The sequence below is a fragment of the Bradyrhizobium sp. CB82 genome, assembly GCF_029714405.1.
Lineage (GTDB): Bacteria > Pseudomonadota > Alphaproteobacteria > Rhizobiales > Xanthobacteraceae > Bradyrhizobium.
The window spans coordinates 3,627,882-3,642,452 of sequence record NZ_CP121650.1; the positions used below are offsets into that span (position 1 = coordinate 3,627,882).

Annotated in this window: 10 protein-coding genes and 1 pseudogene; 7 read left to right on the forward strand and 4 right to left on the reverse strand. The window is 64.5% G+C overall.

Translation table 11 applies throughout. From position 1 onward, the window contains the following. Nucleotides 1–184: 184 nt before the first annotated feature. Together QA640_RS17415 and QA640_RS17420 are read left to right on the forward strand one after the other, a co-directional pair. Nucleotides 185–991: a rhomboid family intramembrane serine protease gene (locus QA640_RS17415; protein ID WP_283041807.1), complete on the forward strand. Its 807-nt coding sequence runs from the start codon at nucleotides 185–187 to the stop codon at nucleotides 989–991. Between the two features lie 192 nt (nucleotides 992–1,183). Then, nucleotides 1,184–1,612 carry a CBS domain-containing protein gene (locus tag QA640_RS17420; RefSeq protein WP_283041808.1) on the forward strand — a complete coding sequence of 143 codons (429 nt, stop codon included), beginning with the start codon at nucleotides 1,184–1,186 and terminating at the stop codon, nucleotides 1,610–1,612. A gap of 3 nt (nucleotides 1,613–1,615) precedes the next feature. Here QA640_RS17420 and QA640_RS17425 read toward each other — a convergent pair whose 3' ends face one another. Then, nucleotides 1,616–2,695 (reverse strand): patatin-like phospholipase family protein, encoded by a 1,080-nt coding sequence (locus QA640_RS17425; RefSeq protein ID WP_283041809.1) that lies wholly within the window; start codon nucleotides 2,693–2,695, stop codon nucleotides 1,616–1,618. A 236-nt stretch (nucleotides 2,696–2,931) separates the two neighbouring features. Here QA640_RS17425 and QA640_RS17430 point away from each other — a divergent pair, with 236 nt between their 5' ends. The 3 genes and pseudogenes from QA640_RS17430 to QA640_RS17440 all read left to right on the forward strand — a co-directional run bounded on the left by QA640_RS17430 (nucleotide 2,932) and on the right by QA640_RS17440 (nucleotide 7,402). Then, nucleotides 2,932–3,990 carry a hypothetical protein gene (locus QA640_RS17430; protein ID WP_283041810.1) on the forward strand — a complete coding sequence of 353 codons (1,059 nt, stop codon included), beginning with the start codon at nucleotides 2,932–2,934 and terminating at the stop codon, nucleotides 3,988–3,990. 470 nt (nucleotides 3,991–4,460) lie between these two features. After that, the gene (locus QA640_RS17435; protein ID WP_283041811.1) at nucleotides 4,461–4,655 is read left to right on the forward strand and encodes a hypothetical protein; all 195 of its coding nucleotides are present in this window, start codon (nucleotides 4,461–4,463) and stop codon (nucleotides 4,653–4,655) included. A 284-nt stretch (nucleotides 4,656–4,939) separates the two neighbouring features. After that, nucleotides 4,940–7,402: pseudogene (locus tag QA640_RS17440) on the forward strand (EAL domain-containing protein). Here QA640_RS17440 and QA640_RS17445 read toward each other — a convergent pair. The 3 genes from QA640_RS17445 to thrS all read right to left on the reverse strand — a co-directional run bounded on the left by QA640_RS17445 (nucleotide 7,388) and on the right by thrS (nucleotide 11,616). Continuing rightward, on the reverse strand, nucleotides 7,388–8,662 hold the full coding sequence (locus QA640_RS17445; protein WP_283041812.1) for a serine hydrolase domain-containing protein: 1,275 nt from the start codon (nucleotides 8,660–8,662) through the stop codon (nucleotides 7,388–7,390). The pseudogene QA640_RS17440 and the gene QA640_RS17445 overlap by 15 nt on opposite strands. Before the next feature lie 254 nt (nucleotides 8,663–8,916). Further along, the gene (locus QA640_RS17450) at nucleotides 8,917–9,480 is read right to left on the reverse strand and encodes a nitroreductase (protein WP_283041813.1); all 564 of its coding nucleotides are present in this window, start codon (nucleotides 9,478–9,480) and stop codon (nucleotides 8,917–8,919) included. A 93-nt stretch (nucleotides 9,481–9,573) separates the two neighbouring features. Then, on the reverse strand, nucleotides 9,574–11,616 hold the full coding sequence (thrS, locus tag QA640_RS17455) for a threonine--tRNA ligase (protein ID WP_283041814.1): 2,043 nt from the start codon (nucleotides 11,614–11,616) through the stop codon (nucleotides 9,574–9,576). Between the two features lie 514 nt (nucleotides 11,617–12,130). On the opposite strand from thrS, the gene QA640_RS17460 reads away from it, so the two are divergent. Together QA640_RS17460 and QA640_RS17465 are read left to right on the forward strand one after the other, a co-directional pair. Continuing rightward, entirely contained in the window at nucleotides 12,131–13,297 is a 1,167-nt protein-coding gene (locus tag QA640_RS17460) for a hypothetical protein (RefSeq protein ID WP_283041815.1), read from the forward strand. Between the two features lie 65 nt (nucleotides 13,298–13,362). Next, nucleotides 13,363–14,541 carry an MFS transporter gene (locus QA640_RS17465; protein WP_283041816.1) on the forward strand — a complete coding sequence of 393 codons (1,179 nt, stop codon included), beginning with the start codon at nucleotides 13,363–13,365 and terminating at the stop codon, nucleotides 14,539–14,541. The last annotated feature ends 30 nt before the right edge of the window (nucleotides 14,542–14,571 follow it).

A 14,571-nucleotide genomic window follows, 5' to 3' on the forward strand; every position in this document is an offset into this window, starting at 1 on the left:
GTTTGGCCGCGGGCTGCGGGGAGGGTGGGATACTCCTCATTCCTTGCAGGTCCGGGAAGGCCGGCACGGACAGGGAGGGCTTTCCCAGGCCCTCCCTTTTCCTTTTGTGCACTTGCACGGGGTGGGCAAAGGCGACTATCTCCACGCTTGTCGCTCTGCTTACGCCTTGAAGGCAAAAAATCCCTTGGACCCCCCGCCAAATTCCCCGCCGGATGAGCCGGCCGCACTTCAGGACGCGCCGCGCGAGCCGGTTTTGACGCTGCCGGGCGCGCTGACGGCCTACATCGCGCTGCTGGCGGTGATCCATCTGCGGGTCCTGCTGCCGCCGGAGCTCGAAAACTGGACCATTGACGTCTTCGGCTTCATCCCGAAGCGCTACGATTCCTCGTTGCTCAATCTCGCGATCCCCGGCGGCACCGGTGCGAAGGTGTGGACCTTCGTCACCTATTCGCTGCTCCACGCCAATCTCACCCATCTCGGCTTCAATGTGCTGTGGCTGTTGCCGTTCGGAAGCGCGCTCGCACGGCGCCTGGGGCCGGTGCGCTTCTACCTATTCCTGGCGGTGACGGCGGCGGCCGGCGCGCTTGCTCATCTGCTCACCCATGAGCATGCGGTGGCGCCGATGATCGGGGCGTCGGCGTCGGTATCCGGCGCCATGGCGGCCGCGATCCGCTTTGCCTTCGTGCGGGGCAGCTTCCTGTCCTTCAGCCGCAGCGATGCCGACACGGCGGCAAAGGTGCCGGCGTTGCCGCTATCGCGGGCACTGCGCGACGGACGGGTGATAGGCTTTCTCAGCGTGTGGTTCGGCGCCAACATCATCTTCGGCATCGGGGCCATCGGGGTCGATACCGAGGGCGCGACCGTCGCCTGGCAGGCGCATATCGGGGGCTTCTTCGCGGGGCTTCTCTTGTTCTCGCTGTTCGATCCCGTACCGCGCGTACGCCCCGATGCTGCGGATGCGTCATCACAGGACATTTCAGATCGCATCTGAAGCGGCGCTTGCGGGATGGAGCGATTTCATCCATCATCGCATGCGAAGAATGTCGTGATGCGACAAGCCGGTAGCGGCCCTGCTTCGCGCGGCGCCTGGGAATGAAACCCGGCATTGAGACTGTTAGTTGAAGACTCGCGAACAAGACCGGCCCCAAGCTTGGAGGGCAGGGTCGGATTCAGGGAGGCGGCAATGACGGTACGTTCTATCCTCGACACAAAGGGCCACCAGATCACGAGCGTCGAGCCCGACGCGAAGGTATCGGCCACAATCAAGCTGCTGAGCGAGAAGAAGATCGGCGCGGTGCTCGTGATGAGCCAGAACCGGATCGAGGGCATCCTGTCAGAGCGCGACATCGTGCGCGTGCTTGGCGAGCGCGGAGCCGGCGTGCTGGACGAGCCGGTCGCCAATGTCATGACCCGCAAGGTCGTGAGCTGCAAGGATACCGATACGGTCGCCGAGATCATGGAGATGATGACCACGGGCAAGTTCCGCCATCTGCCGGTCATCGACAATGGCAAGGTGGTTGGTTTGATCTCGATCGGCGACGTCGTCAAATGGCGCGTGCGCGAATACGAGGCCGAGCAGGAAGCCCTGCGCGACTACATCAAGACGGCCTGAGCCTTATTCTCTGACTTTCTCGGCGGCCTTGTCGCCCGTTTTGTCGCTCGTCTTGGGCGCGGTGCCTTCCGGCGCCGGCGCCAGCACGTGGATCGCCTCCTGGATGGAGTCGATCGCGCGCTCGGCGGCGCGGACGCCGAAGGCAATCAGATCGTCAGCGCGGTGGAAGTCGAACCAGCCGATCTGGCCGACACGCGGCGTGATCAGCATGTCCGGCGGGTCGCCCGCAAGACGCGCGCGGGTGATGCGGTCCTGCATGATGTTGAACGCATCCACCATCACCGAGGAGATGCCGGGTCGTCCGCCGCCGCCGAAGAACTCGCGCTTCACCGTGCGCTCGGGCGAGAAAAACCTCGGGAAGCGCCGTTTGGCCGTGTCCTTGGCCGCAGCATCCTCGGTTGTCGCCGGCTCGACCGGAGCGGCCATCGCGCCGTGTGAATAGATCGTCGTGGAATGGGTGAAGATGTCGCTGGAAAGATTTGCAGCGATGACGATTTCCGCGCCCAGCGCCCGCGCTGCAGAGACCGGCACCGGGTTCACCAGCGCGCCGTCGACCAGCCAGCGGTCGCCGATCAGTACGGGCGCGAAGATGCCCGGCAGCGCATAGGAAGCGCGCATCGCCTCGACCATGCGGCCGCGTGTCAGCCAGATCTCGTGGCCGGTGCGGACTTCGGTGGCGACGGTGGCAAACTTGATCGACAGATCCTCGATCAGGGTCTGGCCGATCGCCGCCTCCAGCCGGGTCGCGAGCTTCTCGCCGCCGATCAGGCCGGAGCCGTTGAGGCGGATATCGAGATAGGAGAGGATGTTGCGCACGCCCTGGAAGCTGCGCGCCCAATCCTCCAGCGTGTCGAGATGACCGGACGCATAGGCGCCGCCGACCACCGCGCCGATCGAGGTGCCGACCACGACGTTCGGTACGATGCCGTTGGCCAGCAGCGTTTTCAGAATACCGATATGGGCAAAGCCGCGCGCTGCACCGCCCCCGAGCGCAAGGCCGATGACCGGCCGGCGAATGCTGCCGAGCCCCACTTTCTCGCCGTTGGAGCCGTTCGCGCCGCGCCCCTTCAACATATCCAGCACCGAAGATCTCCTACGACCCGACTGACGCCGACCAGACTAGGTACCGCGATCCCGCTCCGCCAGAAACACGGCAAAGCATGGTTTATGCCGCTTTGGGAAGGACGCTGGGCAGGAATATGGCGGTGGCCGATTGCTGCAAAACTAACTAGCTGAGGTTCCGCTTGGTTCCAGAAACAGGTGTTTCCCGGGGTTCCGGTGGCTTGAATTTGCCGCGTTTTCGGTGAAAGCAGGTGAACATGATTTTCGGGGGTGACGGCATCAGACGATGGCGGCGCGGCGGATGGCTGCTGCCAGCCGTTTGGCTTGCCTGTTTCCTCCTTGGCGAGGGCGCCGCTCACGCGCAATTGTTTTCCGACCGCCCGCCGCCGGTGCCGCCGGCCGCCGTACCCGATCCCGGCGCGGCCGTCAGCCTTGCGCCGCCCTCGGGCGCGGCGCCGCCGAGCCTGCCTCCGACGCTGACGCAGCCGGCTTCTCCTACCATCCCGCCCTCGCTCTCGACCGTTCCGCCGGCCGCGCCCATGGGGGCGGCTGCGCCCGGCCAGGCCGTGCTGTCGCTGACCGCGAAATACGGCAAGGACCTGCCGCCGATCACCAGTGGGCTGGTGTGGCGGGTGTTCGCCGACCGTCCCGACGAGAACGGCACGTTCAAGCTGATCCGCGAGGACCGCAACGCCACGCCCAACATCGTGCTGCCACCCGGCAACTACGTCGTGCACGTCGCCTTCGGCCTCGTCAGCGCGGTGCGAACGGTGAGTCTGAAGGCCGAGACGGACCGCGAGGCCTTCGTGCTCCCGGCGGGAGGGCTGCGCATCGAGGGCCGCGTCGGCACCAGCCGCATCCCGCAGAACCAGATCTCGTTCGCGATCTACAAGGGCAGCCAGTTCGAAGGCGGCGAGCGCTCCTCGCTGGTGCCGAACGTCGCCGCCGGCGACGTCGTGCTGCTGCCGGAAGGGACCTACTACATCATCTCCAACTATGGCGACGCCAACTCGGTGGTGCGCTCCGACATCCGCGTTCAGGCGGGCAAGCTCACTGACGTGACCATCACGCACCGCGCCGCCGTGATCACGCTGAAGCTTGTCAGCGACAAGGGCGGCGAGGCGCTCGCCAACACCGCCTGGTCGGTGCTCACTCCCGGCGGCGACGTGATCAAGGAATCGATCGGCGCCTTCCCGCGCGTCGTGCTCTCCGAAGGCGAATACCGCGCCATCGCCAAGAACGAAGGCAAGGTCTATGAGCGTGGCTTCAACGTCGTCAACGGCGTCGATGGCGAAGTCGAGGTCGTCGCGCGCTGATCATCTCCGATAACGAGCGCCTCGACCAACACGGGGAAGGTAAGCGCCGGCTTGGGCACCACCTTCGTCCAGAGCGATTTCCCAACATCGTGCCGCGCTTCTCATCCAGCGCACGAAAGGCCAGCCAGGCTCTCGTCGACCTCTGCGTCGCGCGCGCGAAAGCCAAGGCTGTGGGGCCAGCGCATTTTGCAGGCGCGAGTCGGCCGCTGAGGCTCGCCATGGGATTGATCGGTGAGTCTCTGCTTACCGGCCATTCCGCCTTGTGTTTCCGGCGAGTGCACTACCAATCCGTCTTCAGGCGCAAGGCCTGGGGAAACACCGCACCTGCAGCGCAATTCCGATAATCAATTTTGTTCTCTTTCGCTCCTGCTGCGTTATATGTCGGGCATCCGTCCAACGGGCCGGATGCGCGGGACTTGTGTCTTTCGCCCCGCGTGGCCGGCAACGAGCAGGGGGCGCAGCCCGTCGGCATGTTCGAAGTGGTCCTCACGAGGCGCAAGCGGTTTGGCTGGCGGTGGCAGGTTTGCGACCAGTCGGGCAAAGTGTTTGCCGATGGATACGAGCGCACCCGTCCGGCAGCCAAGTATCAGGGTGAGCGCGCGCTCTTCTTCCTGCTGTCCCAGGCTTATCTGAACAACCGGTCCGCAGCTTCGAGCGGGGACTGACGAGCGTGACGCGGTCCCCGCGAAGACGCCGGAAGGCGGCGATCGACGTTTGCCGTCGAGGAGATCCCGTAGGGCGAGCCACCGGGTCCGCGCGTCCGCGCGTAGCGCGGCCCGATGACAGGCTCCGCGAAGCAATCCAGGATCTTCGCGCGGGGACGGTTTGGAAAAATCGAGAGCGAGACGAAACTGTCACAGTCTCTAACGCGCCCTGCGGCGGGATATCTTTTACATACCGTTAAGTCGGCCTGCATTGGATGCCACGTCAGGAGTGCGTGGGGAACGTTATGACTGCCGCGAAGAAGACGCCGGGAAAACCGGCCGCCGAAACGTTCGACGACATCCCGGTGCTTCAACGCAAATGGCGCACCGCCCTTCGCCCGGGCGAACGGCTGCCGCGCTATGAAGATGTGATGCTGGGGAGCCTCTGACGGCTTGCCGACCACATCGCGCTGCTCAGACATGACGGCACGCTCGAACTGTCGCGCAGTGGGCGCTACGTGCAGACATGGCTTGGTGACGAGCGCTGGGACATCTCGGTTGCCGCGCTCGCTCCGGATTGCGCTATTGCGCTGATCGAGGCCGCAGCGAATGCGCTCGACAACGGCCGGCCGCATCTCGCAAACGCGCATTGCGTCCGCGACGGCATGGTCAGGACCTACGACGTGCTGGCACTGCCGACCGCCTCGCGCTGGGGCACCACGCTGATCGGCGCCTACATCAACGAGCGCGGCACGCAATATAATCTGCTTGATGCGATCTTCTCCGCGACCGACGATGCGGTCGTGTCACTGGCGACGCTGCGCGACGCCAATGGACGGCCGTTCGATTTCCAGGTCGTGCACCACAACAAGAGCGCCGAACTGATCCTGAAGGTTCCGAGCGGCAACCTGCTGTGGCGCCGCCTCGGGGATGGCGGCAATTTGCTGGCATCGCCCGATGTCCGGGAACTTCTGCTTGCGGTGGTCTCTGGCGGCCGCGGTGTGCAACTCGAGATCGAGACCGACGGCCGCTATCTTCGGCTCAGCGCCACCGTCTTTGCCGACGTGGTCTCACTAACGATGTCCGATGTTACTGCGCTGAAGCGGCGTGACGCCTCGTTCCGGCTCCTGTTCGACAACAACCCGATGCCGATGTGGGTGTTCGACGCGGAGACCAAGCAATTCCTCAGCGTCAATGACGCGGCGGTCCAGCATTACGGCTATAGCCGCGCCACCTTCCTGCGCATGAGCCTGCCGGAGATCTGGCCGCAGGACGAATGGGACAGCCAAAACGAGGCGCTCGAACGCATCGGCGACACCTATCGCTCCTCTCGCAGCTGGCGGCACCTGCGCGCCGATGGCAGCGAGATCGAGGTCCTGACCTTCGGCCGCCGCGTCACGTTCGAAGGCCGCGATGGCTATCTGGTCGCGGTGGTCGACATCACCGAGCGGCGGAAGGCCGAGGCGCGCATCGCCTACATGGCCCATCATGACGGGCTCACCAATCTGCCGAACCGAGAATATTTCCAGGAGCGCCTGAAGCAGGCGCTGGACCAGGCCGGCGGCAGGCGGGTCGGCGTGCTCTGCATCGACCTCGACCTGTTCAAGAACATCAACGACTCCTTCGGTCATCCCATGGGCGACCGCCTGCTCAAGGAGGTCGCCGAACGTCTGCGCACCGCGATCCGCGGCGCCCATCTCGCCGCGCGGCTCGGCGGCGACGAGTTTGCGGTGATCCTGGCCGCCGACGTCTCCCCGAACGAAGCCAGCGCCTGCGCGAGCCTGCTGATCGAGATGTTGAGCGCGCCTTACGAGATCGACGGCCTGGAACTGGTAATCGGCGCCAGCATCGGGATCGCGCTCTCGCCCGGTGATGGTTTGACGTCCGAGGATTTGATGCGCAATGTCGACATGGCGCTCTACCGGGCGAAATCGGATGGCGGCGGTGTGCACCATTTCTTCGAGAAGGAGATGGATCTCCAGGCGCAGAAGCGGAGGGACATGGAGCTGGATCTGCGGCACGCTTTTGCCAATGGCGAGTTCGAGCTGCACTACCAGCCGCTGGTCGCGATCGCCTCCGATCGCATCTCCGGCTTCGAATCCCTGTTGCGCTGGCGACATCCCGAAAAGGGCATGGTCTCGCCGGCCGAGTTCATTCCGGTCGCCGAGGACATCGGGCTGATTACCCAGCTCGGCGAGTGGGTGCTGCGCGAAGCCTGCAGCGAGGCGGTGAAATGGCCTGTCGACATCAAGGTCGCGGTCAACCTGTCGCCTGCTCAATTCCGCAGCCGCAACCTGGTCCAGGTCGTGATCTCGGCGCTGGCGCAATCGGGCTTGTCGCCGAAACGGCTCGAGCTCGAGATCACCGAGTCGATCTTCCTTGCCGAGACGGATGCCAATCTCGCGACCCTGCATCAGCTCCGCGAGCTCGGTGTGGGCATCTCCATGGACGATTTCGGTACCGGCTATTCGAGCCTGAGCTATCTGCGCAGCTTCCCCTTCGACAAGATCAAGATCGATCGCTCCTTCGTCAAAGACCTCGCGCAGCGGCCCGATTGCGTCGCGATCGTGCGTGCGATCTCAGGATTGGGGCGCAGCCTCAACATCACTACGACCGCGGAAGGCGTGGAGACCGAGGATCAGCTCGACTGGTTGCGCGCCGAGGGCTGCAACGAGGTGCAAGGCTTCCTGTTCAGCGCGGCGTGTCCCGCCGGCGAGATCGCGCAGCTGCTGACCAAGTTCGGACAGCGCGCCTCACGGGCGCCGTAGCCCGGGAGGGTAGGCGTCGTAGACGAGGGCCTTGAAGGCGGGCGTGATGCGGCCGCGCTCGGTCTGGGTCTGCTGCATCATGACGTAGATCATGTCGAGCTTGGGATCGACGCCGAAGTAGGTGCCGCTGCCGGAATCCCACTTCAGTTCGCCGATCGAGCCCGGCGGCGGCGGTTTGGCATCGCCGGGATCGGTGCGCACCGCAAGGCCGTAGCCATAGCCGAAGCCGTCGCCCGGGAAATAAAAATAGTCGCGGTCAACGCCCGAGCCCGGCCCGATGTGATCCGTCGTCATGTCCTTGAAGGCAGCGGGGCTCAGATAGCGCCTGCCGTCGAGCTCGCCGCCGTTGAGCAGCATCTGCGCAAACCGCCCGTAGTCGGTAATGGTCGAGAGCAGGCCGCCGCCGCCGGATTCCCATTCGGGATGCGCGAGACGATCACGCTCGGCGTCGAGCAGGATGGTGTCGTTCGGCAGCGGCCTTGCCATCCGCTTGAACTCGTCGGGCGTCGTCAGCACGAATTTGGTGCTGGTCATGCCGAGCGGATCGAGCACGTTCTGCTTGAGATACTCGTAGAGCGTCTGCCCCGAGATCACCTCGATGACCCGGCCGAGCACGTCGGTGGAATGGCCATAACGCCAGAGCGTGCCGGGCTGACGTGCAAGCGGCAGTCGAGCGATGCGCTCGGCAAACTCGCGGTTGTCGAATTGGCCGGCGAAGATCATCGCGTTATGATAGGCCTGCTCGACCCATTTGCCGCCGATGTAATCGTAGCTGATGCCGGAGGTGTGACGCATCAGGTCCTGGATGGTAACAGGACGGTTGGGCGGCACCATGTCGAGGGACAGCGTGCCGTCGGGATTGGTGACTTCCAATCCAACCTTGGTATCGGCGAAGGAGGGAATGTACTTCGAGACCGGATTGGCGAGCGCGAGCTTGCCGGTGTCGATCAGCATCATCGCCCCTAGGCTCGTGATCGGCTTGGTCATGGAGTGGATGGCGAAGATCGTGTCCGGCGTCATTGGCTGGGCGATACGGACGTCGCGCACGCCAAAGGTCTTCAGATAAAGCGGCTTGCCATGCTGCTGGACCAGGATGACCGCACCCGGCAGCCGGCGGGCCGCGACCTCGTTGTCGAAGAATGCCGTGATGCGCTCGAGCTGGTCGGGCGAGGGCGCGGGGGCGTCGTTCGCGCGGCTGCGCACGGCGGTGCCGGCGAGCAGCGCTGCGCCGGCGAGGAACGTTCGTCGTGTGGTGGTCATGGCGGGAGCCCGCGCAGCGTCAGGCGGCGGCGTAGGCGTGAGCAAGCTTCACTTCGGTATCCTGCCCGGCCGGCGCAGCAAGATCAAAGCCGGAAGTCGCGTGGTCCGTCAACTCCGAGAAGTCGACTAGACTAAAGCGCGATGAGATCGGGATCAATCGTTATCGTGCTTTAGGTCTTTGTTTGCGCACGATCTTTTCGGAAAACCGCTGCACACTTGCGCTAGTAACGCGGCCCTTCGGGTCCGGATCTGCGCTAGAACCGCGTCACGATCTCCGAAAGTGCCGGCCGCGGGCGGTCTTCGGTCGGCTTGGTCGGCCTGCCAATGTGCACGAAGGCAGCGAGCTTCTCGTCCGGCTTCAGGCCGAGCCCTTCCAGCACGTCGCGGTCGAAGGCGAACCAGCCGGTGAGCCAGCACGCGCCGTAGCCGAGCGCAGTCGCGGCCGTGACGATGTTCATGGCACTGGCGCCGGCCGACAATTCCTGCTCCCAGGCCGGCACCTTCGGATGCGGCTTGGTAAAGCTGACGATCCCGATGACGAGCGGCGCGTCAGTGAGCCGCTTCTTTTCGACCTCGATGTCGGCCGCCGGCGCGCCCGGATTCTTGCGCGCGAACACGCGCGCGATCACTTCGCCGGCGCGCGCGCGGGCCTCGCCCTCGAAGACAATGAAGCGCCAGGGCGTGAGCTTGCCGTGATCCGGCACCCGCGCGCCGATGGTCAGGATCGTTTCTAGCTCGGACGGCGAGGGGCCGGGCCCCGCCATCTCGCGCGGCTTGACGGAACGGCGGGTCCTCAGAAGTTCGATGGCGTCGGGCACGGAAGTTCCCTCTTCGGCTGGTCGTCGGGCATGCCTACCCGAGATAGGCATGCATGCCCGCAACCGAAAGCGAGTTTAGACCGATTTCAGCGATCAGACCGTGGCCCGCGCCCGCTCGACGTCGGGCGGGGTCGCCTCGTCGACGAGCGCAGCCAGCGCCTCGGTCGTCGGCATCACCTTCTGGCCGTCGCTGCCGAGCCGGCGGACGGAGACCGAATGCGTCTCGGCCTCCTTCTTGCCGACCACGAGCAGCGCCGGGATCTTGGCCAGCGAGTGCTCGCGGACCTTGTAGTTGATCTTCTCGTTGCGCAGGTCGATCTCGACCCGCAGGCCGGCGCGGCGTGCCAGCTCCACCACCTGCTTGGCGTATTCGTCCGCTTCCGAGGTGATGGTCGTGACCACCACCTGCACCGGCGAGAGCCAGAGCGGGAAGTTGCCTGCATAGTGCTCGATCAGAATGCCGATATAGCGCTCCATCGAGCCGCAGATCGCGCGGTGCACCATCACCGGCGGTTTCTTGCCGCCGTCATGGTCGATATAGAACGCGCCGAACCGCTCCGGCAGGTTGAAGTCGACCTGCGTGGTGCCGCACTGCCAGTCGCGGCCGATGGCGTCGCGCAGCACGTATTCGAACTTCGGCCCGTAGAACGCGCCTTCGCCGGGATTGATCTCGGTCTTGATGTGGTTGTTCTGCGACTGGATCTCGCGCAGCACCGTTGCCATCACGCGCTCGGCATGATCCCACATCGCATCGGTGCCGACGCGCTTGTCGGGGCGGGTCGACAGCTTGACGGTGAGGTCGCCGGTGAAGCCGAAATCGGCATAAGTTGACAGGATCAGGTCGTTGATCTTCAGACACTCGTCGGCGAGCTGATCCTCGGTGCAGAAGATATGCGCATCGTCCTGGGTGAAGCCGCGCACACGCATCAGGCCGTGCATGGCGCCGGACGGCTCGTAGCGATGCACCACGCCGAACTCGGCGAGCCGCAGCGGCAGGTCGCGATAGCTCTTCAGGCCGTGCTTGAAGATCTGCACGTGGCCGGGGCAGTTCATCGGCTTCAGCGCGAACCAGCGCTTGTCCTCGGCCTCGTCGCCGGCGGACTGCGCCGCGAACATGTTCTCGCGATACCAGCCCCAATGGCCGGAGGTTTCCCACAGCACCTTGTCGAGGATCTGCGGGGCGTTGACCTCGCTGTAGTCGCCGGTCAGGCGTCGCCGCATGTAGGCGATGAGCTGCTGGAAGATGGTCCAGCCCTTGGGGTGCCAGAACACCACGCCCGGACCTTCCTCCTGGAAGTGGAAGAGGTCGAGTTCGCGCCCGAGCTTGCGATGGTCGCGCTTCTCGGCTTCCTCGATCTGCTTGAGGTAAGCGTCGAGGTCCTCCTGCTTGGCGAAGGCGGTGCCGTAGATGCGGGTCAGCATCGGGTTGTTGGAATCGCCGCGCCAATAGGCGCCCGCCACCTTCATCAATTTGAAGGCGTTGCCGATCTTGCCGGTCGAGGTCATATGAGGGCCGCGGCACAGATCGAACCAGTCGCCCTGGAAATAGATCTTGATCGGCTCACTGCCGGGAATGGCGTCGACCAGCTCGACCTTGAAGGCCTCGCCCTTGTCGCGGAACACCTGCTTGGTCTTCTCGCGGTCCCAGACTTCCTTGGTGAAGGGTTTGTCGCGCGCGATGATCTCGCGCATCTTCTTCTCGATCGCGGCAAAATCTTCCGGGGTGAACGGCTCGTTGCGGAAGAAGTCGTAGTAGAAGCCGTTCTCGATCACCGGACCGATGGTGACCTGAGTGCCCGGCCAGAGCGTTTGCACGGCTTCCGCCAGCACGTGCGCGGCGTCATGCCGGATCAATTCCAGCGCGCGGGGATCGTCGCGGCCCACGAACTCGATCTTGGCATCAGACTCGATGGGATCATTGAGGTCGGCGAGCGCGCCGTCGAGCGCCATCGCCACGGTGCGCTTGGCGAGCGACGGCGAGATGCCCTTGGCGATGTCGAGGCCGGTAATGCCCTTGTCGAATTGGCGATTGGCGCCGTCGGGGAAGGTGAGGGTAACCTTGGCGGCCGGGGTCACGGGCTTCAAATTGCTGAGGCTGTACTGGAAGCCGGATTCGGACTTGTGGTCGTCGGACATGGGTATTTCTCCTGAAGCTCACTCCTGCGAACGAGCGCAGGTAAGCGGGAACGAGCCGGTATATCAGGCGATTCGGCCTGCGCAATCGGGCAAAACGAGGAAATTGCCCGCAAACATCCCGTTTCGAAGCCCGGCGCCGGACGCGATCTCGACGTTGCATGCGTCCACAGGTTGTTGTTTCATGGGCTTATCGGGGATGGATTACCGGTTTTGGGGTTGGTTGCTTCGTGACGTTCGCTGGATTGACTTGGGTTGGATTGACTTGGGTTGGATTGACTTGGGTTGGATTGACTTGGGTTGGATTGACTTGGGTTGGATTGACTTGGGTTGGATTGACTTGGGTTGGATCGACTTGCCTCAGGGAAGGCGCCGGCATCGTCCTGGTCACATTTCTGACAATGGTCGGCGGGCCGACGTCCGCTCCTGCCTGGGCCGCGCCGGTCGCGGGCCGAGTCTCGCAGCCCCTGTGACATCCCAACTACGTCAGCCGTTGCCGGCACGCCCGATGCCACCAATGCGGCCAAAGATACCGCCGACCTCGCAACGGCCGATCACGTTCTATGTCGTCAAAGGAAGGCCCGATGCCTGCGGCCGCGGTTGCGACCGCTGGATCGCTGCTGAAGGCACGATCGACGCCGGAGCCGCACCGCGGTTTCGCAGATTCCTGCACAAGGTCCCCGATCGTGGCCTGCCGATCTATTTCTCCTCGCCCGGTGGAAATCTGGATCAGGCCGTGGCGATGGGCGCCATGCTCCGGGAGCGGTCCGCAGTGGCGCGGGTCGGGCGCACGGAGGCGGAGGAGTGTGGCTTCGAGGCCCAGGACAGCGACGTCTGTCTGAAGCTGAAGGCCTCGGGGCGCGAATTGCGCGGCGACCTCTCCACCCGAGGGGTCGTTTGCGCCTCGGCCTGTCCCTATCTGATCCTGGGCGCTGCGATACGGGAGATCGCTCCGGATGCCGTGCTCGGGGTGCACTCGCCCAAGGTCGTGACCTTCTTCCGTATCGAGACGCCGACAGCGGAAATGCGCGCAGCAGCGAACAAGCGAGGCCTCGACCGGGCCGATCAGCTGCTGACGAACTACATCACCAGGATGGGTGGCGACCTCGGTCTGCTCAGGCTCGCCGACACCGTGAGATATGAAGACATGCACGTGCTTACGCGCGACGAGATCGCGCGATTCGGCATCGATCGACGAGGGCACGTTGAGACGCCGTGGCTGTTTGAGTTCAGCACGCGAAGCATGGTGCAGAAGATCGTCGCCGAGCGGAATGACACCGACAAATCCTTTCGCTTGTTTGCCTGGCGCCTGACATGCTTCGATCTCGATCGTTTCGCACTCGAGTTCCGGCGTCCGGCGGCGTCCGCGGCCAGCCCCGCCTCGGTTCGCGTGGCGCTGGGAAGCGCAAATTCGCTCGCGCTCAGCTCGAGTCCCGTCACGCTGCAGGGATTTGAGTTCTGGGGCACGCAATTCAGGAGGGCCACGCTGCTTTCGCTGTCGGATGCGCCACACTTCGATTTCACGGAGGCGGCGCAGGGCCCGGACGGCGTCGGGCCTTCCCGCACCAGCCGGCTCTCGAACGAGGGGTTGGCCCCTGCACTCGACCGGCTGCTGGCCACCTGCGCACCGGCGAAGGTGAACACGGCCGGAGCGCGCAGCGACATTGTGGATCCGGCGAAATAGAGATCCGCCGAAATAGATTTGATCGGCCCTTCCATGCCGTGCCGTTGCTGCCTACATGCGCCTGCATGAAATCCGATCTCGCCGCCGGCCGTTTCGCGCCTACCGCCCTGATGCTTGGAAACGTCGTCACCGGCTGCTCGGTGCTGGCGCCGGCCGGAATGCTCCCCGAATTGTCCTCAGGACTGGACATCACCATCCGCACTGCGGGCCTTCTGATCACCTTCGGCGCCATCACGCTCTGCATCGGCTCGCCGCTGACGGCGTGGCTGACCAGCCGGATCGAGCGGCGCATGCTGCTCACCACAACGCTCGCGCTTCTTGCCGTCGGCAATATCGGCTCGGCCCTCGCACCCGACTATGCGAGCCTGCTCGCCATTCGCCTGGTGATGCTCGCGATCGGCGCGCTCTATACCCCGCAGGCCGCCGGCACTGCGGCGATCATCGTGCCGGTTGAAAAGCGCGGCAGCACGATCGCCTATGTGTTTCTCGGATGGTCGATTGCCGCGGCCGTCGGGCTGCCGCTAATCACCTTCATCGCAAGCCGCTACGGGTGGCGGGCATCCTACGGCGCGATTGGCGGGCTTGGCTGCCTCAGCTTCCTCCTGTTGCTATGGCGCATGCCGGTGGGGCTGAAGGGTACGCCGGTCGATTTGAAGACCTGGCGCGAAGTCGGGCGCAATCGCACCATCGTGCTGCTGCTTGCGATTACCATGCTGCAGATGTCCGGGCAGTTCGTGATCTTCACCTTCATGGGGCCGCTCCTGAAGAAGCTGACGGATGCCAGTCCCGATACGATCGGTCTGGTCTTCGGCATCTACGGTGTCTGCGGCTTTCTCGGCCTCCTCATTGCCACGCGCATCGTCGACACCTGGGGGCCCTACAGGACATCCGTTCTGTTCACGTGCCTGTTGCTCGCGGGCGTCGCCGGATGGACGCTGGGCGCCGGCAATCTTGCACTGATGATCCTCTCGGTCGCGATCTGGGGGCTGGGCTTTGCCTCGACCAACTCGATGCAGCAGGTGCGCCTGGTCGCGGCCGCGCCGTCGCTGGCGCCGGTTACCGTTTCGCTCAACACGTCCGTGCTCTATATCGGGCAGGCCGTGGGCTCTGCAGCGGGCGGGGCCTTGTTCGCGCGCGATCTCTTGCACACGATCGGCTTCGTGGCGGCCGGCTTCGTCGTCCTCGCACTTGCCGTTGTTGGGCTAACCCGGCCCCGGCCGGCCGTGGCGACGGTCGCAGCATAATAGTGCAAAGCCCTCACATCCGGCTTTTCC